The sequence below is a fragment of the Thauera phenylacetica B4P genome (genome assembly GCF_000310225.1).
Lineage (GTDB): Bacteria > Pseudomonadota > Gammaproteobacteria > Burkholderiales > Rhodocyclaceae > Thauera > Thauera phenylacetica.
The window spans coordinates 1-20,381 of the sequence record NZ_AMXF01000063.1 but is presented as its reverse complement, the minus strand read 5'-3'; the positions used below and the strand labels follow the sequence as shown (position 1 = coordinate 20,381).

At 66.3% G+C, this 20,381-nt stretch carries 24 protein-coding genes and 1 pseudogene; 4 read left to right on the top strand and 21 right to left on the bottom strand.

Going from position 1 to position 20,381, the window contains the following annotated elements; all coding sequences use genetic code 11:
* The first annotated feature begins 236 nt into the window (after positions 1–236).
* Positions 237–602 (top strand): FCD domain-containing protein, encoded by a 366-nt coding sequence (locus tag C667_RS10260; protein ID WP_245538458.1) that lies wholly within the window; start codon positions 237–239, stop codon positions 600–602.
* Positions 603–957: 355 nt separating this feature from the next.
* Here C667_RS10260 and C667_RS10255 read toward each other — a convergent pair whose 3' ends face one another.
* From C667_RS10255 to C667_RS10185, 15 genes are all read right to left on the bottom strand, one after another.
* Positions 958–1,755, bottom strand: a complete 798-nt coding sequence (locus C667_RS10255; protein ID WP_004362287.1) for a hypothetical protein — start codon at positions 1,753–1,755, stop codon at positions 958–960.
* Between the two features lie 752 nt (positions 1,756–2,507).
* Entirely contained in the window at positions 2,508–4,523 is a 2,016-nt protein-coding gene (locus tag C667_RS10250) for a DNA topoisomerase III (RefSeq protein WP_004362285.1), read from the bottom strand.
* A gap of 294 nt (positions 4,524–4,817) precedes the next feature.
* Positions 4,818–5,201, bottom strand: coding sequence for a single-stranded DNA-binding protein (locus C667_RS10245; RefSeq protein WP_004362284.1), 384 nt, complete (start codon positions 5,199–5,201; stop codon positions 4,818–4,820).
* Positions 5,198–5,746, bottom strand: a complete 549-nt coding sequence (locus tag C667_RS10240; protein ID WP_004362273.1) for a DUF3158 family protein — start codon at positions 5,744–5,746, stop codon at positions 5,198–5,200. Before C667_RS10240 ends, C667_RS10245 begins: the two co-directional genes overlap by 4 nt.
* Entirely contained in the window at positions 5,743–6,531 is a 789-nt protein-coding gene (locus tag C667_RS10235; protein ID WP_004362271.1) for a PFL_4669 family integrating conjugative element protein, read from the bottom strand. The genes C667_RS10240 and C667_RS10235 overlap by 4 nt, the downstream gene beginning before the upstream one ends.
* 183 nt (positions 6,532–6,714) lie before the next feature.
* Complete coding sequence (locus tag C667_RS10230) at positions 6,715–7,242, bottom strand: RES family NAD+ phosphorylase (RefSeq protein ID WP_004362270.1); 528 nt, start codon at positions 7,240–7,242, stop codon at positions 6,715–6,717.
* On the bottom strand, positions 7,239–7,610 hold the full coding sequence (locus C667_RS10225) for a hypothetical protein (RefSeq protein ID WP_004362269.1): 372 nt from the start codon (positions 7,608–7,610) through the stop codon (positions 7,239–7,241). Before C667_RS10225 ends, C667_RS10230 begins: the two co-directional genes overlap by 4 nt.
* 121 nt (positions 7,611–7,731) lie before the next feature.
* Positions 7,732–8,934, bottom strand: a complete 1,203-nt coding sequence (locus tag C667_RS10220; RefSeq protein WP_004362268.1) for an STY4528 family pathogenicity island replication protein — start codon at positions 8,932–8,934, stop codon at positions 7,732–7,734.
* Positions 8,935–8,937: 3 nt separating this feature from the next.
* Positions 8,938–9,498, bottom strand: a complete 561-nt coding sequence (locus C667_RS10215) for a DUF2857 domain-containing protein (RefSeq protein ID WP_004362267.1) — start codon at positions 9,496–9,498, stop codon at positions 8,938–8,940.
* Between the two features lie 17 nt (positions 9,499–9,515).
* The gene (locus C667_RS10210; protein ID WP_004362266.1) at positions 9,516–11,174 is read right to left on the bottom strand and encodes a ParB family protein; all 1,659 of its coding nucleotides are present in this window, start codon (positions 11,172–11,174) and stop codon (positions 9,516–9,518) included.
* Positions 11,167–11,403, bottom strand: a complete 237-nt coding sequence (locus C667_RS10205) for a type II toxin-antitoxin system HicA family toxin (protein ID WP_004362265.1) — start codon at positions 11,401–11,403, stop codon at positions 11,167–11,169. The genes C667_RS10210 and C667_RS10205 overlap by 8 nt, the downstream gene beginning before the upstream one ends.
* Positions 11,387–12,253 (bottom strand): ParA family protein, encoded by an 867-nt coding sequence (locus C667_RS10200; RefSeq protein ID WP_004362264.1) that lies wholly within the window; start codon positions 12,251–12,253, stop codon positions 11,387–11,389. Before C667_RS10200 ends, C667_RS10205 begins: the two co-directional genes overlap by 17 nt.
* A 40-nt stretch (positions 12,254–12,293) precedes the next feature.
* Positions 12,294–12,512, bottom strand: a complete 219-nt coding sequence (locus C667_RS10195) for an AlpA family transcriptional regulator (protein WP_004362262.1) — start codon at positions 12,510–12,512, stop codon at positions 12,294–12,296.
* A gap of 118 nt (positions 12,513–12,630) precedes the next feature.
* On the bottom strand, positions 12,631–13,392 hold the full coding sequence (locus C667_RS10190) for a hypothetical protein (protein ID WP_004362261.1): 762 nt from the start codon (positions 13,390–13,392) through the stop codon (positions 12,631–12,633).
* A gap of 531 nt (positions 13,393–13,923) precedes the next feature.
* Positions 13,924–14,835 carry a LysR family transcriptional regulator gene (locus tag C667_RS10185; protein ID WP_039921228.1) on the bottom strand — a complete coding sequence of 304 codons (912 nt, stop codon included), beginning with the start codon at positions 14,833–14,835 and terminating at the stop codon, positions 13,924–13,926.
* A 447-nt stretch (positions 14,836–15,282) separates the two neighbouring features.
* On the opposite strand from C667_RS10185, the gene C667_RS10180 reads away from it, so the two are divergent.
* Positions 15,283–16,191: a LysR family transcriptional regulator gene (locus C667_RS10180; RefSeq protein ID WP_039921216.1), complete on the top strand. Its 909-nt coding sequence runs from the start codon at positions 15,283–15,285 to the stop codon at positions 16,189–16,191.
* Between the two features lie 329 nt (positions 16,192–16,520).
* On the opposite strand, the pseudogene C667_RS26435 reads toward C667_RS10180, so the two are convergent.
* A pseudogene (locus tag C667_RS26435) lies at positions 16,521–16,607 on the bottom strand (ferredoxin); the annotation flags it as partial.
* Positions 16,604–16,960 carry a hemerythrin domain-containing protein gene (locus tag C667_RS10175; protein ID WP_004362258.1) on the bottom strand — a complete coding sequence of 119 codons (357 nt, stop codon included), beginning with the start codon at positions 16,958–16,960 and terminating at the stop codon, positions 16,604–16,606. The pseudogene C667_RS26435 and the gene C667_RS10175, both read right to left, overlap by 4 nt.
* Positions 16,961–17,129: 169 nt before the next feature.
* On the opposite strand from C667_RS10175, the gene C667_RS10170 reads away from it, so the two are divergent.
* Both C667_RS10170 and C667_RS10165 read left to right on the top strand, forming a co-directional pair.
* Entirely contained in the window at positions 17,130–17,354 is a 225-nt protein-coding gene (locus C667_RS10170) for an Rrf2 family transcriptional regulator (RefSeq protein ID WP_370701715.1), read from the top strand.
* Between the two features lie 110 nt (positions 17,355–17,464).
* A complete protein-coding gene (locus C667_RS10165; protein WP_004362254.1) occupies positions 17,465–18,205 on the top strand; it encodes a hypothetical protein in 741 nt (246 codons plus the stop codon).
* A gap of 25 nt (positions 18,206–18,230) precedes the next feature.
* Here the strand turns inward: C667_RS10165 and C667_RS10160 are convergent, their stop codons facing one another.
* The 4 genes from C667_RS10160 to C667_RS10145 all read right to left on the bottom strand — a co-directional run.
* Positions 18,231–18,926 carry a succinate dehydrogenase iron-sulfur subunit gene (locus tag C667_RS10160; RefSeq protein ID WP_004362252.1) on the bottom strand — a complete coding sequence of 232 codons (696 nt, stop codon included), beginning with the start codon at positions 18,924–18,926 and terminating at the stop codon, positions 18,231–18,233.
* Between the two features lie 18 nt (positions 18,927–18,944).
* Positions 18,945–19,286, bottom strand: coding sequence for a succinate dehydrogenase, hydrophobic membrane anchor protein (gene sdhD / locus C667_RS10155; protein WP_004362250.1), 342 nt, complete (start codon positions 19,284–19,286; stop codon positions 18,945–18,947).
* Positions 19,283–19,669, bottom strand: a complete 387-nt coding sequence (gene sdhC, locus C667_RS10150; RefSeq protein WP_004362248.1) for a succinate dehydrogenase, cytochrome b556 subunit — start codon at positions 19,667–19,669, stop codon at positions 19,283–19,285. The genes sdhD and sdhC overlap by 4 nt, the downstream gene beginning before the upstream one ends.
* A 78-nt stretch (positions 19,670–19,747) precedes the next feature.
* Positions 19,748–20,381 (bottom strand): YbfB/YjiJ family MFS transporter (locus C667_RS10145; protein ID WP_004362246.1); only part of this gene is annotated, 634 nt, incomplete at its 5' end.

Sequence of the window (20,381 nt, the reverse complement as noted above, 5' to 3'; positions counted from 1 at the left end):
ACTTGGCGGTTTGAGCCGGTGTCGCGCCTGCGTTGCCACAGGCCGAGCCCGATTGTGCGCGCATCGGCCACTCGGGTGCCAAACGCCCTCCCTCCCGATTGCACGAACACCCCGCCCGCCATCGGCGCGCCGGGGTCAGGGGCGTTTCCAGCCGCCCTACGGGCGCCTTCCAACGCCCCTGACCCCATCAAGCAAACAGCCGCTATCCGCTCACCAGATCAAGGTCATGCTGTGCCGTGCCGGCGGTGGACGCCGGATTTGTGCGGGAATCGACCGCCGTTAACACAGTGGCCGAGGCTTCACACAACATCGCGCTGGTTCACGTGACGCGCGGCATCTTCAACCTCATGCGTATGAACATGCTGCGCTCGCGGGAGGCGCTCTACCATCAACAGGACAATGTCGGACTGCTCGATGCGCAGCATGCGGAGATCGCCAAGGCAATCGCTATCCGGGATCCGGCTGCCGCACGAAAAGCGGCGAACCTGCACTTAAGCTTTGTCCAAGCCAGCTTGCGGGAGGTGGCGATGACGGACTTAGAGCAGCAAGGGGCACGCAGCAAGCGTGTGCGATCTCAACAGCGGGAAGCGAGTACAGACTAGCGTTTCTCAAACGGCAACCGTCTAGTAGCGCGCCTTGTGGAAAGCTTTCCGTAAGGGGCGGCAGCTCTCGCTCACTGAACGCACAAGTTCTGACCAGTCGTCGAACGCATCGATATCCGGATTGCAGCCGACTGCTTAGGCAATGAACTTCTGGCCTCCATCGGGCCGCTGTTCGTCACGCTCGGCCAGGCAGTACACGCCCTGGTCCCTGACCAGGACGACGCGGCGTAGATTGGCTGCCGCCTCGGAAAGGACACGCTGCGGGTCGGCGCCCTCGAATCGAGCAGATATGGATGTGTCGCCAGCCAGCGGAATGCGGAACCTCCCGCCGGGTGAGCGGGAGGCTGCGCGGGGGTCAGTGCCGGACAGACTTGCGACCGGACAGGCAGTGCACGCGGATGCGCCGCCAACTCCCATCGTCGATGAGGCGCTCAAGCGTCTCGCCAAGAGCATCAAAGAACACTTCATCGACCCGTTCGACCAGCTCTCGGTCACGGTGCAGTTCGACCGCGTAAAGGTCGAGGCCGCGCTTGTACTGGACAGCGACCCGCCCCTGGAACTTTGCCGTGACCACCGTGAAGGCGATGGTCGGCGGCGTCGCGATGATGTCCTTGGGCAGCGGATCGATCCAGGTAAAGTCCCGCGCGCCGGCATCCACCAGCAGATGGGTGATACGCCGGAAACCGTCGGGAGCTGGCATCGCTTCCATCTGCTGGATAAGCGCCTGCAGCTCGGGGCAGCGAGGTACCGGGATCGGCAGCTTCGCCGGCGCGGAACCGAGCACGAACCGCTGCACCGTGTACGGCTTGCCGTCGGCGGTGAACTCGGTGTGCTCTTCGGGCGTGTCCGCGCGCTGACCGTCGAAGCGGCGTCTGACGTAGGGTTCGACCTGCACCTTGGCGCCCTCGTCGGGAACTTCGGTGACAAGCGAGCGATCGAGCACCGCAAACTCGGCCCGTCCCGTCTTGACGACGATGGCCTCGTCGGTGGTGGCGATGACCCTGCCCTCGAAAGGCTTCGGGTCGATGTGAAAGCCCAGCGTCGAAACCTTGGGCTCGCCGTCGAAGATGTTGAACTTGAACGAACGGACGTTGGACGGCACATGACCGACGACGAGCGTTCGCATCTGTGCACGGATGGCTTGGGTGTCCATGGGGAGGCTCCTTGTGGCAACCAAGGGACTCCCGCCCGCAAGGGAGGTCGATCCCTTGAGGGTGAGGTGGATGGACGCAGGTACGCCCGGAGAACGAAACGACCAGTACGGTGATCCGCGCTGCAGTCTTGAAGGTCTCGACTGCCTGGGCATGGTGCTGACAACTGTCAGCAACGCATGGCCTGAGGATGGGCGCGCAGCATGGGTGCCGTCGTAGCGAAAACCGAATCGCAGACGGCCCGCTTTGGGGCAGTGGTCCGCATCAAGGAACAAGGCCAGGACCAGGGCGCCGAAGGCCACGCGGGCCTTCGGCTGGAGAGGAAGAAGAACCACCTGTGGGCTGCGTCAGCGCTGGCCGTCGTCAAAGCCGTTCGCTGCGTCAGCAATCGCACCCGACCCGTTTCGTGGCTGGGGCCGGCAACCTCTGGCGTGCATCCACACACAAAGGGAGCCCGATGTTTCACCGGCGGGCACCGGCACTGACTACCCTCAGCCCAAGGGGCCTCCTCACGGCTCGCTCGGCGGCAAGCCGTCGGGAAGCCCCTCATGGCCGAGGCAAGGCACACCGATCAAGGAAATGGCGACGGGCGCGATTCGGGGAGCAATGACCTTCTCGTCCCGTTGTCCGATGGCGGGCAGCCGGGGCGCGCGCACCGTTGCAGAAGGAGACGTGCGCTGGGGGTCCCGCGAAACGCGGGACGCTTGCCCCACCACCGGGGACGCGGCTGGCAAGGCAGAGGGATGCGTAGGCGTCAGGTCGGCTTGGGTACTGCGCGCCGCTTCCGTGGCCCTTCGCGCTTGCTTGCCAAGGACTCGAGCGGCAGCGTGCCCGTGCAGTCTGGATAACGGCTGCATGACCAGAACGCGCCATTCCTGCCGGCATGCTGGCGCATCTGCGTGCCGCACTGCGGACAGTGCGGCGAAGGCGGCAGCGGGATGGAAAGTGTCGCGCCCCGATGCTCCTGCACGAGCTGGGCCACCCAGGCGGATTGCTTGGCGATGAAGGTGTCGAGCGTCATCTGGCCGGCCTCGATCATATCGAGCGCCTGCTCCCAGATGGCGGTCATGCCGGGATCGGCAATGGCGACCGGCACAGCGTCGATGAGCGTGAAGGCCGCATCCGACGCGCGGATGGCGCGGCCCTTCCTCAGCAAGTAGCCGCGATCGAGCAGGCCCGCGATCGTGCTGGCGCGCGTGGCCTCGGTGCCGATGCCCGTCGTCTCCTTCAGCTTCTGCTTCAGACGCGGGTCGTCCACCAGCTTGGCCACACCCTTCATCGCCTTGACCAGTTCGCCCTGGGTGTAGGGCTTGGGCGGCAGCGTTTTCAACGCCTTCAGCTCGACCTGCTCGACCCCACAGCGCAATCCGCTCGCCAGTGGCGGCAGCACCTGGCTGCGCTGCGCTTCCACACCATCGGCGGCGTCTGGCTCCGGTGTCGCCAGTACCTGGCGCCAGCCGATCACGGCGATGTGCTTGCCCACCGCCACGAGCGATTGACCGCCGCACGCGAGCTGCGCCACCGTGCGGTCGCACTCATGGTGCGGGAGAAACTGCGCGAGGTAATGGGCGCGGATCAGCCGGTAGACGGCCAGCTCCTTCGTGTTCATGGCCGACAGGTTGGCGGACTCCAGCGTCGGGATGATGCCGTGGTGCGCCGTCACCTTGCCGTCGTTCCAGGCGCGCGAACGCTGGTTGCGGTCGAGCTGGCCAACCAAGGCTGGCAGGCTGGGATCGGTGGCGAGCAGTGCATCGAGCACCGCCGGCACTTCGGCGAGCATGCTTTCGGGCAGATATCCCGAGTCGCTGCGCGGATAGGTCGTCGCCTTGTGTGTCTCGTACAGCGCCTGCGCGATGTCGAGCGTCTCCTGCACCTCGAGGCCGAGCTGACGCGAACACACTTCCTGCAAGGTGCCTAGATCAAACGGCAGCGGCGGTGCCTCGCGCACGCGCTCGGTGTCCACCGACACGACCTGCGCATCGCGTGCCGCGCTAAGGCGGTCCGCAGCCTGCTGCGCCACCGGCTGCTGAAGGCAGCGACCCGCTGCATCCGTGCTGCCTTCGGGCGGCATCCAACTCGCGGTGAAAGACTGGCCGGCATGGGACAGCAGTACGTCCACCGTCCAATACGGCACGGGGACGAAGCGCGCGATCTCGCGATCACGATCCACGACCAATTTCAGTGTCGGCGTCTGCACGCGCCCCACCGACAGCACGCCGGTATAGCCAGCCTGGCGCCCCAGCAGTGTGAACAAGCGGCTCAGATTCATCCCGATCAGCCAGTCCGCGCGCGATCGGGCAAGTGCGGAGAAATACAGCGGCAGCGTCTCGGCGGACGGCTTGAGCGCACCCAGCGCCTTGCGGATCGACGCGTCGTTGAGCGCCGACAGCCACAGGCGCTGAATCGGCCCGCGGTAGCCGCATAGGTCGATGATCTCGCGGGCGATCATCTCGCCCTCGCGGTCGGCGTCGGTCGCAATCACCAGCTCGCCCGCCTTGGCGACGAGCTGCTGCACGACTTTGAATTGCGCTGCGGTCGCCGCCTTGGGCTCGACACGCCAACGCTCAGGAAGAATGGGCAGTTGCTCGATGGCCCAGCGCTTGTATTGCTCGCCGTAGCCTTCGGGCGGAACCGCCTCCACCAGATGACCGATGCACCAGGTCACAACGACACCCGCGCCGCTGTAGCAGCCGTTGCCGCGTTGACCGGCACCCAGCACACGGGCGATGTCCTTGCCCTGGGACGGCTTCTCGCACAGGAACACGCGCATGAAGCCTCCTTGGAAATGTGCGGTTCATCGGATGGGCGTCAGCTTGGCGGGGCCAGGAGATGCCGGCAGCAAGGAAGTCGATTGATGCAGACACCGCTTTGTGATTGGCAGGCGGTTCGTTGCCGCAGCGGTGTGCATAGATCGTAGGAGCTGGCACAGCAAGAGCGTCGTTTCGGGAGGGCGGCTGGAACTCCGTGGACGACCTTGGAGCTATCCCCTGGGGATAGCTCGCTGGTGCATCGCGGGCGTATGACGGTTGCTACAGCCGCCCTCGGGGGAACGGCGATGGGCGAATTACTGTCCGCCGGCCGGCTTGGCGCTGAGCGCCACCGACTCGATGCGGTACGGCAGGATGCCCACGCGCCGCGCCTCGACCTTGAACGTCACGCGCTCGTTCTCGTCGGCGTCCTCCCATTCGTCGCGCACGGTGCGGCCCTCGACCAGCACCCGCATACCTTTCTGGTACAGCGTCTTCCAGTGCTCGGCGTCGCGGTGCCACAGCTCCACGGGCGCCCAGAAGCCGCCGCGATCTTCGTACTCGCCGTCCTTCTTCGGGATCGGGTTGTCGAAGTAGACGTTCAGGCGAAGCAGCCGGCGCGGCTCGTCGTTGCCGTTCGGAAATTCGCGGTAGTCCGGCGCAGAACCGATGTTGCCCTCGCCGACGAAGTGCGTGCTCATGGTGACTCCTTGGTGGTGGGTGGAACGGACGCGGTATGCCCGTGGACGCGCCGCAGGTAAGCCGCTTCGGCCTGCGCGGCCTTGTTGGCGCATTCCAGGGCTTGGCGAGCGATGCTGTGGGTCAGACTGATCTGCATGTTCAGCACGATGCGCTGCAGTTCGATCGCGTACAGCTCGTCGATCAGCGAGGCCGGCGTCGCGGGGTTGGCCAGCAGGGCCTCCCACAACGCCACGCCCATGGAGGAACGGTCGAGGTTGCGCCAGCGCAGGAAGGTCGTCCCTGCGCCAGTGGCCTGCTGGGCCAGTTGCACGTCGAGCAGACTGAATGGATAGGCGCGCGCCTGGGGCAGCACGCGCCGCTGCGCCAGGCCAATCACGTCGTCGCGCAGCGCTGCGCACTGGCTGGCCCAGGTCTCCAGACTCCCCTTACCCTTAAAAGGCTGTAAAAGGCCTTTTAGGTAGCCTGCGTGTTCCAGCCGCTGGAAGTCCGCCTGTTCCAGCGCCACGAAGCGCGTGGAGTGGCTGATAGGGGGCGATGCTGTCATGCGCCAGCACCCTCATCGCCCGCCGCACCATCGGCTGCGCCACCCGTGGAAGCCTGCGCATCGGGCACGATGGCAGGCGCAGCAGGCGGCGTGCCGGGCTTGTTCGTCCGCCGCGCGATGGGTGGCGCGAAGCGCGAGCGGCGCGTGCCTTCCAGCACGTCCTGCGGCAACTCGCCGAACTTCTCCAGCGCCGCTCGCGCCGCCGCGTTCTTCGCCGCGAAGTCGTCGCGCGTCGTGCCCGAGTAGCGGTACTGCTGGGCCAGCGAGAACAGGCTGCGCAGCGCGTGCGCACCATCATTGAGCCAGCGCTCCAAGGTGCTGCGGTCGATCAGCGCCGTGTGGTGCGCCAGGATGAGTTTGCGTGCCAGGTCGTCGTAGTCGGCCAGCAGATACACCGCCATGAAGCCGAGCTGGGCGTTCACGAACAGCGGCAGCTTCACCGGCTGCACGTTCATGTTCTCGCCCAGCGACAGCGCCGATGGCACGTCGGCCAAGGCCTGATCCACCTGGTCGCGCAGGGTCTGCAGACGGGTCTTGGTGTCGGCGAGCTTGTCCTCGATCCGCAACATCCACCAGTCCGAGTACGGGTCGTCCTGCTCGGCGCCGCGCTTCATCTTGTTCATGGCGCCGATGAAGCCGTTGAGACCGATGATGCCTGGGCGCCCCTCGGTCGGCGCGCGGCCGTGCCAGATGCGCGAAGCGTGGTGCGTGTGCAGCGTCAGCGACATCGCGCTGCGCAGCGATCCGAGATTCAGTTGCAGGGGTTCTGTGCGTTCGTTGGCCATCGGAGCGACTCGTGGTGAAGAAGCGAGTCGCCAGCATCGGCATCGGCCGGAAGGCTTTCAGTCAACAAACCGCAGCCCATGCGCGCCCGGTTTGATCCGCACGGAAGGCTGTGTGTGCCGGCTATCCCCTGGGGATAGGGTTCCGACCGGCAAGGGGCCGGAAGGTGAGACGGCGTTGCGTTGTCAGCGCTTCCAGCTGGATTGGTCGCGGGGCAGCCGCCCGTCGGGATCATTGACCACGACGGAATTGCCGTCCTTGAGTCGATCCACGTACACGACGACATTGGTGCCGCCGTCGTTCGCTTGGCTGGGGAATAGGATCCCCGCGTGGCCCTGGGCCAGCACCATGTCGCCCAGCACCCAAGTAGGCGGCTCGATGTGCAGGTCGAATTTCAGGTGGCGCCAGTCCTCACGCCAGTCGTGCCAAAGCTCATCCCAAGAATCGCCCTGGTGGAGTTGCCGCAGATCGACCAGTCTGCGCAAAGTGACGGTGTACGAACACATCGTGCAGGGCGACAGGAAGGGCGAGGTCTGCTGGTACTCGCGCAATGCGGTCACCTCCTCCAGCGACAGATACAGCGCCTCGATGCCCTCCCGGTTGAAGCGCCCGCCCTTGGCCGCCGCACCGGCGCCGCTGGTGGGCCGGCTGGCCCACTGCGGGGTATGCGCGCGGAACAATGTGGTGCCGGGCGGCAGGTCGTGGAGGATCATCCGGTGAACCCCGCACTGATCGACTCCAAGTAATCGATCGCATCGTCGGTGCGTCCTTCCTGCACCAACTGCAGCAGGGTCTTGTGGCGGAACGCCGGAATGGGCTCGTTCTTGACCATGAAAAGCGCACGCGCAGTGTTCGGCTGCACTGCCGTGGCGGCCGACAGCACCCGCATGAGATCGCGCAGCGCGGCCTGCAGTCGCGGGGACTCAGGGTGAGTGCGCAGGGTGTTGCGGTGCACCCCGGCCAGCGTGGCCAAGTCCTGGTACTGCAGACCAAACGCATCGGCGACGCCCGTGGCGGAGATGTGGGACGTGCCAGCTTCACGCACCGATTCAAGCACATCCGCGAAAGCGATAGAGGCCATGGCGCTGCTCCCATAGGCAAGTAATCGTACGCACATTATACGCACAGTTAACGCACAGCGCAAAGCAGCTTTCCGTTCCCTGCCGGAAGACTCCCTGTCCCAGCTATCCCGTGGGGATAGCTCAGGCGTCGCGCAAGGCTGAGCGCAGCCGTGCGAGGTCGGCGCGCGCCACCTCGGGGTCGGCCGGACGGGAAGCCGAAGGCGACGACGATGGCGCCGGCCCCGCAGCTTGCGGCGCGGGCGGCGCTGCTGCTTCGGTCCCCGCCCATGCCTTGAACTCCCCCCGCAGCGCCTTCTGGATGATGCCGAACAAGTAGCCGGCGGGATTGCGCACCGTGCTGCCGCCACAGCGCGCCGCCCACTCGTCGAGCACCGCCTGGCGCTGGGTTTCGGCCACCTGCTGCAGGGCAACCAGTGCGCCGGCCTGCTGCTCCTCCTTCAGGCGCAGGAAGCGCTCGGGCAGCCGCAGGTTCTGCAATGCCCTCGCGCGCGGTACGGTACGTACTTCATTCATACGATCATTACGTACTGTACGGCCCTCCTTCGGAATCCGAAGAGAGCCGTCCGGCGCGGGTTTCGGCCCTGCTTCGGATTCCGAAGACGGGGGCGGAGCATTCCGAAGAAAGGCTTCCTGACCTTCTTCGGATTCCTTGGCCGCACCCTCCTGTGGATAACCTGGGGTCGTCCAGCCATGCCGCGCCATGCGCTGTGCCATTACCTGCAGGCGGGTCGGCAGCGCGCGACCGCTGAGCAGCGGGTCTTCGGCAATCTCCTTGAGCGTGTTCATGCCCACGATCTGTACCGCCTTGGCGGCATGGGTCAGCGCCTGGCTCACCAGGCCGAGGTAGTCGGCGTCAAGCTGCATCGCTTCGAAGGGCGACAGCGGTTCGTCATGCAGCACGTAGAGATTGCCCTGGATGCGGCCGGTCCTGGGATCGCGCCGCCGCCGCACCAGGCTGAGCCAGCGCGTCAGCCGCAGCAACGTCAGGGCGCGCGCCACGGTTTCGTGCGAGGCCTGCGCCGCACAGGGCACGGACGCCAGATAGGGGCGGATCTGGTCGTAGGTGGGAAAGGCGGTCACCCCATCGTCGTTGAGCTGAAGGCGGAACACCTGCCATGCATTGCGCTCCAGCGGTGTCAGGCGACGGTCGAGGAACAGCGCGCGCGGAACACTCTCGTGCCGGTTGCCGCTGTACAGAAAACCATCCTGGCGCGGCGCGGCGCCCTCCCCCGTTTCCTTCGGCTCAAGGTGCCGCAGCGCTTCGTCGAACAAGGCCGACAGCGCAACGGGGCCTCCGCGCCGTGGTACGTCGCCCTTGGTCATGGCCTACACAAGTCCCTGGTCGATCCAGTTTCGTATCGCCGCCCACACCACCGACATCGGCAGGCTGAGCGCCTCGGCCAGGTCCATGGTCAGCGCCAGCATCGCCATGTCGTCGGTCAGGGCGACATGGCCCTCGGCGACGCCGGCCTGCCAGCGCTCCCACAAGGCCACATCCTGCGCCTCGTCGAGCACCGGATGCCGGCCCTTGCGCTTGGGCAACCCGAGGATGTCGCGGCGCAGCGCCACTTCCTGATGTGTGAGGCCGTAGAACTTGCTCACCATTTCAGTGCTGGCCCCCAGGCGCAGCATGCGGTACACCGTGGCGATCTCCCGCTCCACGTCATGCACCTGACTCAGCAGCCTCTTCAACACTTCCCGGTTCACCGACACCGAACACCACGACACCGTGGCATTCACGAGCATGCTCACGAGCTCGGGGCGCTTCAGCGCATCCAGTTCCTCCTCGCCGAAGCCCATCGCCTTGCAGCGACGCAGCTGGCCGTTGTGAAGATCGTGCAGCGCCTGGGCAATGACTGCCTGATTGAGCGGATGCGGTGCCGACATGGGAGCCTCCTGAGCGCTCAAGACACGTGGCCCGGGTCGCCGGCTTCCAGATCCAACAGCCGGCGCGCCAGGCGCAGCAGACGGAACAGCTTCACCAGCCCGGCATCGCTCAGGCGCATGGCCAGGCCGCCGTGACCATGGAGCAGCGAGCCCAGGTCATCGGCCAGACGCGCGCGATCCAGTCCGGTCGCAGGCGCCGATGCGGGGCTCAGCGCGCGCAGCAGGATCAGAACCCCATGCGCGAATGCTGGCAAGGCCTTTGCCTCGTCCACGGCCAGCGTCACGCAGACGAAGCCGATGCCGCTGTCGCTGGCTTCAACCCGGTTGGCCACTCCCGCTTCGTCGGCGATTTCGCGAGCGAACTGCGCAATGTGCACGCGCAGACGATCCGGCACATCAAGGCTTGGCTCGATGTACCAGACGTCGGAGACCGGATAGAGCCCGCCGGCCTGCACCGGGATCGCGCGCAGCGCATCGACCTCGAAATCAGGCAGTTTGTCGCCGAGCTGGTCCGCGACCATCCGCTGGATGGACTGCAGGCGCTCGGTGGTCGGCGCCGGCGTCACGATGTGACCCCGCAAGCGCTCGTCGCGCTGGCCGTCCTGCTCCTCCGTCGCCTTGGGCGATGCAGGCGGCGTCGCCTCTGGTGCCGGAGGCGTGGCCGACGTGGTGTCGCGCGGCGCAGACGAGACGCGTGGCTGCTGAGGCGCGGAGACCGGTAGGGGAGGAAGAGCAGGCACGACAGACGCTGCCGGTGGCGTCGACGGCGCGGGTTCGCTGGTCAACGCACGCTGGCGGCTTTCGCTATCGTTGATCTCCAACGCCAGCGTGTCGTAGTCCGCCTCCAGCAGTTCGGCCATCTGGCCCACCAGTTCGTCCTGCACGCGCTGGGGCGAGAAGCCCTCCGGTTGCATGTCGAACGGCGACAGCACATCCTGGAACAGCGAAGCGAAGTCCACGGCCAGCGGCCGGCCCAGCGCACGGCGTTCCCAAATGCGCTCGCACGCCTTGCGCAGCACCGCGAGCCGCTCTACCTGATGCCGGCCCAGCCCGCCGTAGAGCAGGCTCGGTATCGCCGGCAGCAGATAGCGCACGGCATCGTTCATCCGGCTGATGTGCGACTGCGGTACCGGATAGCCGTCGGCCGTCAGCCGCCGCGCGAGTTCGCTCTGCGACAACGCCTGCCCGCTTTCCTGCTCGTAAAACTCGCGCGCCTTCTCGATGCCCAACGCGCGCTCGATGAAGGTCAGCCCACCGCGCAGCTCATTCTCCGCCAGATGCCCTGTCAGCGCCACGATTTCGCCGCGCGCCGGCCATGGACGAAACAGGCACGCAAGGCGGAAGAAGCGCTCCTCCCTGGTCTCGCTCCACAGTTCCCGCAGGATGGCCAGCCGCGTGTTGCCGCCATTGCGAATGATGTAGTGCGTCTCGCCCGGCCTGCGCGTGATCGCGGGAGGCGCGTCCAGCCCGCGTTCGCGGATGGAGGCCTTGATCTCCGAATAGGCCGGGTTGCGTGTCACGCGCGGGTCATGGTCGTAGGGCCGCAACTGGTCCAGCGTCACCACCATCGGCGTATCGGCGATGGGGTCGCTCAAGGCCGCGGCCGAAGGGCCGCTGCGCTCGAAGCCGGTGGTCAACAACTTGGCAGCCATGTCCTGGGGCGTCAGCTCAGCCATGGCCGATCTCCTGCGCCTGCCGGTCAGCGCGGCGAAGCTGCGCGCGGGCATTGCGGTCGGCACGATGGTCGCTCGCCGTCGCGCTGGTGTAGATCGACGTGCAACCTGGTTTGGTGAATTTCAGGTGCCCGCCAGATGTGCGCACCACGCGCCAGCCTTCGCCCTGCGCGAACTCGATCAGCGCACGCAGCCGCTCACGGCCGCGAGCCAGTTCACGCGCGCTCGCCATGGCCGGCCCCTCCCCCATCGGTCCGGCGGGTGACCAGCGCAAAGCGCTCCCGCCACGCCGGAAACAGCTCGCCGGCCAGCGTACGCATGGTCTCCAGTGCCGCGGGCGCCGTTCGCCCAGCCGGCTGCCGGTACTCCACCCGATGCACCGGCAATCCTCGCGTCGCAGCGCGCGGATAGGCTTCGATGGCCGGCACATCGGTGTTGAGCACCTGCACACCGGCCTGTTCCTGGAACACCTGTCGCAGCGCCTGCTGGACCATCCGCGCGTTCGACGACACCGGATGCACACGGTTGATGAGCAGGCGCAGCAGCGGCGGCTCGATGCCCAGGTGCCGATACGGCGCGATGTCCTCGATCAGTTGCAGCGTGCCGCGCCGCAGCTCGCGCGCCGCAAGGATTTCCGGTGTTACCGGCGACAGCACCAGGTCGGACGCCAAAACTGCCATCTCCAGCAGCACACTGCGCGCGCCCTGGGTGTCGATCAGCAGCAAGTCGTAGCGCGAACGAAAGACGGGAAGCAAATGCCGCAGTCGCAGGCGCCCGTCCGGAGCGTGCAACAGCAGCGTACTCAGCTCACCGCGGTCGTCGTTGGAGAGCACCAGATCCAGGCCTGCGATCGCGGTGCGCGATACCAGTTGCTCGATGCGCCGCTCGTTGAAGGCCAGCATCTCGTAGATGCCGCCGGGCGCGCGCGCGCTCAGCATGAAATAGCTCGACAGCGTGGGCTGCACGTCCAGGTCCAGCAGCAGCACGCGCAACCCCGCATCGGCGATGAAGCCGCCGAGGTTGGCTGCCGTCGTGGTCTTGCCGACGCCGCCCTTGGTCGAAATGATGGATACCACCTGCATGCGCTTCTCCTCGTCGAATGGCATGAACCGAGAAGAAGCGTCAGGCGCGTTCTTTGAGGCGATCGGAGATCCACTGGTCGATCTCCACCGAATCCCAGCCCACTGCACGCACACCCAGGCGCAGCGCCTTGGGGAACTTGCCTTCCTTCATCAGGCTGTAGATGTGCGCGCGCTTGAAGCCGGTCTTGGCTTCGACCTCTGCGCGGCGCAGGATGCGGTGCTCGGCCGTCGCCGCCGTGGCGGTGGTCTGCGAAGACATGAGAGTCACTCCTTAACGCTCAGTGGCGTTGATTGGCGTGACTCGAATTTGGAACGACGCGTCGAGGAAAGACACCGTAAATGCGGTATCCGCCACCGCAGATACGGTCTGGCAGCGCTCAGAGAATCATGCGCTGCAAATTGCGCCGAGCCAGTGCGAACTTGGCCTGCAGGGTGCGCTCGTTGATGCCCAACGCGTTGCCGTGGTGCGCCACCATCGCACTGATGATGGCCTCCTGCGTCAGGAAACTGGAATACGGCATGCCGCTGGGCGACTTGCCCAACAGCAGCGTCAGTAATCCGCCAACGATGTTCAGGTAGGTCGATTCGCTGCGCGGCCCCGGCGTGTTCGCACGCTCGGCGTCAGCCGAACAGGCGGCGTGCTGCTTCAGCAGCGCCTCGTGCTCGGCGCGCAGCGCCTCGTATGCGCTCAGAAATTCCGCCAACCGCGCCTTGATCACTTCCCGCTCGGCCAGCAATGCGCCCACCGTGTCCAGACTGACCGCCGGGTGAAGCGCACGCTCGAGCTCGTCGAACAGAAACGCCGGCTTCTCGCCGGGGTAGTAGTGCGCCATCCAGGCTTTCAGGTCGACGTGCCGCACCGTCAGCGACGGATCGTCCAGTTCAAGGCCCTGCGTGTCCCGCACCAAGCCCTCCTTGCCATACGGCATCTCGCCGTGAGCGAGCGCATCGAAGACTCTTTCGGTGTTCAAGCGCAGCGACGGCCAGCGCGGAACCTCCGTTGCCTCCGGCAGAGGCCGCCGCCCCAAGGTCGCCAGGATGCGCCGCTCGAAGCGCAGCAATCCGCTCCAGCGGATTGCTGCCTCGATCGGGCGGTAGCAGATCTTGGCGCCATCGACCAGCCTGCTCGACTTCGGCATATCGCACGCCTCCATTCGTCATCACACCCGGGGCACGTACGCGCACCCGCCATACAGGCGGCGTGCGTGGACGTCCAGGGCGTCTCTGGGCAAAACGAGCAGGTGAAGCAGCGGCGAAGTGTGTGGCGTCGGTGTTGCCGCCTTTACCAGCGCGGGATGTGCCCCTTGTCGTGCATGGCCCCATCACGCAAAATTCTTAAGGCGTGAAAAATCCCGCTACCGTCATCCACCACGGGCGCCGTGCTTGACCCGGAAAACCAGGCCAAAGTCTTTGCAGGGAAATGAACCTCGTAAAGCGCGATCAGCTCAACACGCCAGAGCCGATACGCATATGGCAAGCACTGTTGCGCTGCGCGTCTCTGCTGTGACAAGCCACGATGTGCATACGACTCTCATCGCAGAATGCCAACCGCAAGCGCAAGCAAGGGCTGAGTAACCGCGCCAGCGGATCGCAGTAAGCAATTCCGGCCGTGGCAAAACAGATCTGGCGCTTTGACCAAAATGGAATCGGCCAGCCCGCCTGCAACAGCCTCATGGGGTCCGTTGCGTATCCAGCGTCATATGGCCGGCACGCTGCGCACGATCGATGAAGTAGCGCAGCGACTCCGACAAAGTGCCCTCGGGATGCAGCAGGTAGGTCGTCAGCGCCGCCGACTCTTCATCCAAGGGCCGGAAGATCAATTCCGCCTGCCGGCATGTCGGCACGTGCGCCGCGCTGGAAAATCCGATGCCATAACCGGCCGCCACCAGAGCCAGCATCAGCGAGTGGGTCGTGACGTACTCGGCCACGACGGGCGGTGTCTCCACCAGGCGCAGCAGACGCTCAATTTGCCGGCTGCACTCGCCACACGCCTGCGGATCGAACAGCACCAGCGGGTAGCGCACCACTTCTTCCAACGGCACCCGCTTGTGCTCCAGCAAGGGGTGCCGCACTGGGATGACAATGACCAACGGGTCTTGCCACAGCGGCATGGCGACCACACCGGACTCCATCACGCTGGCCATCGCCAAGGCCGCGTCGTACAGATCGTTGCCCAGCCCGCCCACCACCTGCGGTAGCGGTGCCTCGAACAGCCGAATGCCCACTTCCGGCGCCTCCTCTCGGCACAGCGCGAGCAGCGCCGGCAATCGGACCTGCCCAACACAGCCAGTCAGTGCGATGCGGAGGGTACCCTGGTGTCCCGCCGCCACCGCCCGCGCCTTGGTCCGTGCTTGCTCAAGGGTCAGCAGCACACGCCGGGCCTCCTCTAGGAACACCTGCCCGGCCGGGGTCAGGCACACGCCCCGTGGCATGCGCTCGAGCAGCGTCACGCCCAGGTCAGCCTCCAGTTGGCGAATCGTCCTCGACAGGGGTGACTGCTCCACATGCAGCCGCCGCGCCGCCCGGCCAAAGTGCAATTCCTCGCCCACCGCAACGAAACAGCGAAGATGGCGCAAGTTCATGTATTCGCCCCTGAAGCTGCAGTTAGTTCCTATGACCGCAGGGAACCGCATGAGTGCTTGTCTTTGGCGATGCCTGCCACAGAGGGTTTCCAGTCACCGCCGGCCGACCTTTCCTTGTCGCCAGGAGGTTGTGCGTGGCCGGACAAGGCTGGTTATTTCAACGTATTGCCTCGCCATGCAAGAGCACGCAAAATAGATACAAAGTTCCATAATGCATGCGCTGTCACGCTCGCTCTGACGTCAGCGAGTCGTCGCCGGCCGCACCGATACGAACTCCTGCACGCGTCAGGGCAGGCGCTGGCCTAATCCGCGGGAATCGACGAGGAAAATGCTCCTAGCAAGCATGAGCCCTTGAAGCGGTGTCATAGAGCGGGATGCTGGCGGGATCTGGATGTGAGCGCTGGCGCCGGAGAGCCCGAGCCAGACGACGACAGACAGGAGGCGGCCTTGGACTTCAGATTGCTGCGTTACTTCATCGCAGTTGCGGAAGAACTGCATCTGGCCCGTGCAGCCGAGCGTCTGGGCATCGAGCAATCGCCTGTGTCGCGTGCGATGCGCGACCTGGAAAGCCAGCTTGGCGTGCAGTTGTTCGACCGCAGCACACGCCTGACGCGGCTGACCTGGGCCGGCCAGGTGTTCCTCGGCGAATGCCGGCGCGTGCAGGCCACCGTGGAGCAGGCAGTCAAGAGCGCCAAGGCGGCGGCACAGGGCTACCAGGGCCATCTGCGCATCGCGATCTGCGACAGCCTGGCGCAGCCCCGCATCGCCACCTTGCTGGCACGCAGCCGCGAGGATGAGCCCGAGCTGGAGATTCGCGTCTTCGAGCTGCCGTTCGCGCAGCAGCTCAAGATGCTGCACAACGATCTGCTGGACATCGGCTTTGCCTTGTCAAACGCGGTGCATGATGGCCTCGTCGCCGAGCCGGTGTGGACCGATCCGCTGTCAGTGATCGTGCCCGCACGCCACCCCTTGCTGGCACACGTGCAGGTGCCGCTGGCCGAAGCCTTGAAGTTCCCGCTGGTTCTGTGCCATCCCGAATCGGGATCGGGCTGCCGTCATCAAATTCAAGCGATGCTGCAGAACGCAAAGACGCCGCCCAGGGTGGTCGATGAAGTGACCACCCTGGGCGTGATGCTGACCCTGGTCGGCGCCGGTTACGGCATCGGCTTCGCCATCGCCTCGCAAGTGCAGACGCTACAGCGCCCGGACATCTCGATTCGTCCCCTGGCCGGCACCCCGCCGATGCTCTCTACCTACCTGCTGCGCCGCAAAGGCGAACCCACGGAGCCCATGAAGCGGTTTATCGAACGGGTGAAAGACGGGGCCGTACCGGCCCATGATGAGCCAGGCCTTTGAGGACGCAGCTCACCTATCCGTTGCAGCCTGTGGTGTGTCAGTGGAAGGCTGTACTTCCGGATAAAATCCGATGCGCTGTGGCTGCTGCTGGATGTGCATAGCTCGCTTTGGATCAACAGCAACGGCCTGCGTTGACCAGACCGAAGACTTGAGTCCACAATCGAGTCCATTCCGTGCCCCATGGATCGGAAAAGACGTTCGTAATAAACGAGTTAGCGACCGGGTGCTGTTCCCTTCACCCGCTCCATTCGAATTCAAGCACTTGCGCCAGCCCCCGGGCTGGCGTCTTGCTTTCCGGCGCCCGCTACCGCTCGTCCGCGCTCTTGCCGGCCCTCGCGGAAGGCATCGACGGGGCACATGCTGACGCAGTCCGTGTATTTGCAACGGATGCAGGCTTCGGTGACGACGTGGGTCATGGCCGCACCTCCTCGAACAGGGTCTCCAGCACGGGAAAGAGCTCGCGCTCCTCGAAGCGCACATGGTCGATCAGCGCCTGCCCGGCCTGCGCCTCGTCGCCGCCTCGCAGCGCCGCGGCGAACAGCCGCCCGAGCTGCGCGTGCTCCGCGCGCAGGCGTTCGGCGAGCGCACGGTGGCGATCGGTCTCGAGCAGCGGCAGCAGGTCGCGCTCCTCCTCGGCGAAATGGGCTTCGAGGCCCGGCAGCTCCGCGCCCAGCTCGGTCTGCGCCCCGCCCGCGAGCAGATGCCTGCCGAGGCGCAGCGCGGTGTGATGCTCGCGGGACAACTGGGCGAGACGGGCGTGGCGTTTCATGGCGGCTCCTTGCGGCAACTCCTTGAAGAGGAGTATCAAACTCCTCTTTTAAAGAGTCAACTTGAATGAATCTATTGTTGCTGGCATGCGCCCCACGGCCACTCCTCCGCGCACCCCGGCGATGAACATCACCCAGCACACCGATCACGCGCTCCGGGTACTCATGTAGCTGGGAGCGATCCCCGAGCGGCGCGTCACCATCAAGGAGGTGGCAGAGCGCTTCGCCATCTCACGCAGCCAGCTGATGAAGATCGTCACCGAGCTGGTCGCGCAAGGCTTCGTCGACGGCGCGCGCGCCAAGGGCGGAGGCTTGAGGCTGGAACGCGCGGCGAGCGAAATCGGCCTCGGCGACGTGGATAGGGCTGGCAGGCGTCCACCACCGGTTCGCGGATGACGCCGGCTGGGTCGGCCTGCTTCAGGGCAGCACTGAACCGAACCCGAGGCCGGTGCCGGGCCCTTTCGGGGCGCTGTGCTATGTTGGAAAGAATCCTTGGAGGGCAAGCGATGAAGATCCGCCAGGCCATGAGCTGGGAGTGGGACGCGATCGCCGGCATCGCCGCCGCCTTCGTGGCCATCGTCCTGCACCTGCTGCACATCGTCGACGAGACGGTCGTGCTTCCGATCCTGCTGGCGCTCGTGGGTCTGCTGTTCATCAACTTCATGCGCCACAGCCGAAACAACGAGCTGACCGCCGAGCAGGTCGAGCGCATGGGGCACACGGTCGACCGCCTGCAGGCCGCACTCGAGCGTCCGGGCCTGGCCCTGATCGGCCCGCGCCAGTTGCAGACGGCGTATCACCGCTTCCTGCTGGCGATGAGCGGAGACTCGATCTGGTTCAACGTGTGCCTGTCGATGTACCGCACACCCGCGCTCTTCGACGCCTTGCTGCGGCCGGCCATCGACAACCCGGCGGTCGGGTCGATCCAGTTCGTGCTCGACGAAAGCCAGCGCGAGCTATGGGACAGCACGATCGCGCCCCAGATCGCCGCCTGCGCCGGTCATGCGCGCGTTCGCCCGCCGCGCTGGTGCAGGCTGGAACGCACGCTCTCCTTCATCCTCGCGGACAGCCAGCACAGCGGCGCTTGCGAGGCCCTGCTCAGCTTCTGGGGCGAACCCTTCATGGCCCAGGCGACCGGGCGGGACGTGCCGCGCTTCGTGTTCCACGTGCACCAGCACTCCGAGCTGCTGTCCCACCTGCTCGAACTCGAAGGCTGCAGCGCGCACTTCCGTTCGCGCACGCAGTGAAATGGCGGTAGCCGCGCGCGGTGTTTCAGGATGAACGCCGCAGCAGCGCCAGGCGGATGCGTTCGATCGCGTGCGAGGGGCTCAGGCCCTTCGGGCAGACCTCGGTGCAGTTCATGATCGTGCGGCAGCGGTAGAGGCGATAGACATCGTCGAGGAAGTCGAGGCGCTCGGCGCTGGCGGTGTCGCGGCTGTCGGCGATGAAGCGGTAGGCCTGCAGCAGGCCCGACGGCCCGATGAACTTGTCCGGATTCCACCAGTAGGACGGGCAGAACGCACTGCAGCAGGCGCACAGGATGCATTCGTACAGCCCGTCCAGGCGCTCGCGCTCGGTCGGCGATTGCAGCCGTTCGCGCTCGGGCAGGGGCTCGTCGTTGATCAACCAGGGCTGGATCGAGTGGTAGTGGGCGAAGAACTGCGTCATGTCCACGATCAGGTCGCGGATCACCGGGAAGCCCGGCAGCGGACGCAGCACCACCGGTTCCTTCAGGCCATCGAGCGCGGTCAGGCAGGCGAGGCCGTTGCGACCGTTGATGTTCATCGCGTCCGAGCCGCACACGCCCTCGCGGCACGAGCGCCGGAACGACAGGCTGTCGTCCTGCACGCGCAGCCGCATCAGCAGGTCGAGCAGCTTCTTGTCGCCCGCCTCCGGCTGCACCTCGTAGGCCTGCATTCGCGGCGGCGCGCCGCTCTCCGGGTCGAAGCGATAGATGTTCAGTCTCATGTCGCGCCCCTTCCCCGCTTAGGTGGCCAGCGCCACTGCGGCCAGGCTCAGCAGCACGCGCACCAGCACGCCGAGCAGCACGACCGCGATCAGGCTCAGCACCGCCAGCCGCAGTCCGCGCGGCTGGATGTAGTCGAGCACGATGTCGCGCAGGCCGACCCAGGCGTGCGCGCACAAGGCGCCGAACAGCAGCGCGATCAGCGGCCCGCCCAGCGCGCCGCCGGCGAAGGCGCGCCACGCGGAGAAATCGAGCGGCGACGCGAAGGGCAGCGCGAGCACGGCGAGCACGATCAGCACGAGCAGCAGCACGGCGCTGATGCGCTGGATCACCCACGCCCGCTGTCCGTCGAACAGCCTCATGACAGCCCCCAGACCAGAAGCAGCAGGGCCAGCGCAGGCGCGGCGAACAGGACGAGGCGGGCGCTGGCGCGGGCGCGCTCGAGCTCGCCGCCGATGCCCACGTCCATCAGCAGGTGGCGGATCCCGGCCAGCACGTGATGCACGAGCGCCCACGCCAGCATGCCGGCCACAACGAGCGGGAGCGGCGACGAGAGCAGACCGCGCACCGAGGCGAAATCCGCCTCGCTGCGCAGCGAGGCATCCAGCAGCGCGGCGAGGACGGGCAGCGCGATGAACAGCAGCACGCCCGACACACGGTGCGCGATCGAGGCGATCGCACCGATCGGGAAGCGGATCTGTGCCAGATTCAGGAATACCGGCAAGCGATGAGGCGGCTTGTCCATGCGGGCTCCCGGACAGTCCGAGCCTGCACCGGCGGCGCTGGAGCGGCTCGTACCCGAACCATAGACCAAAGCCCGCGGCTATGCCGGGCGGTCGCTCCCACGCCAGAGCCACAGCGCCGTGCCCGCCAGCAGCAGGGTCGCGTTCGCGCTCGCCCAGCTCAGGGCGTCCCAGCCGGCAAACTGCGAGTCACCGATGATTCGCACCAGCAGCGGGCCGGCGATCTGGCCGGCCGCGAAGCCGGCGGTCATCCTGGCCAGGAGGCGGGTCGGGTTCGCGGGCATGCGCTCGCGCGCGAGCTGCAGGCCAGCCATGGTGGTGACCATGAAGGTACCACCGACCAGCACCGCAGACGCCGCCAGCGCCCACAAGGCCTGATGCAGCAGCGGCAGTACGGTGCCCAGCGCCATGACGCCCTGCGCGATCGCCCACACCTTCCGGCGCGGCCAGCCGTGCAGCCAGCGCGCGGCGAAGGCGACCGAGAGCGCCGCCGCGGTGCCGAAGATGGGCCAGGTGAGCCCGAACACGAGCGGATCGGAGACGAGCTCGCGTGCCATGGTGGGCAGGAAGGTCGCGGGAACGATGTAGCCGAAGCCGAAGGCGCTGTAGCACAGCACCACCCCGAGGTTTCCGGGGGCGAGCTTGGGCGCCGGCGCTCGACGCGCTCCCGGCGCCGCCGCGACGCCCGGCGAGGCCGCGACGGCGGGCGCCGCG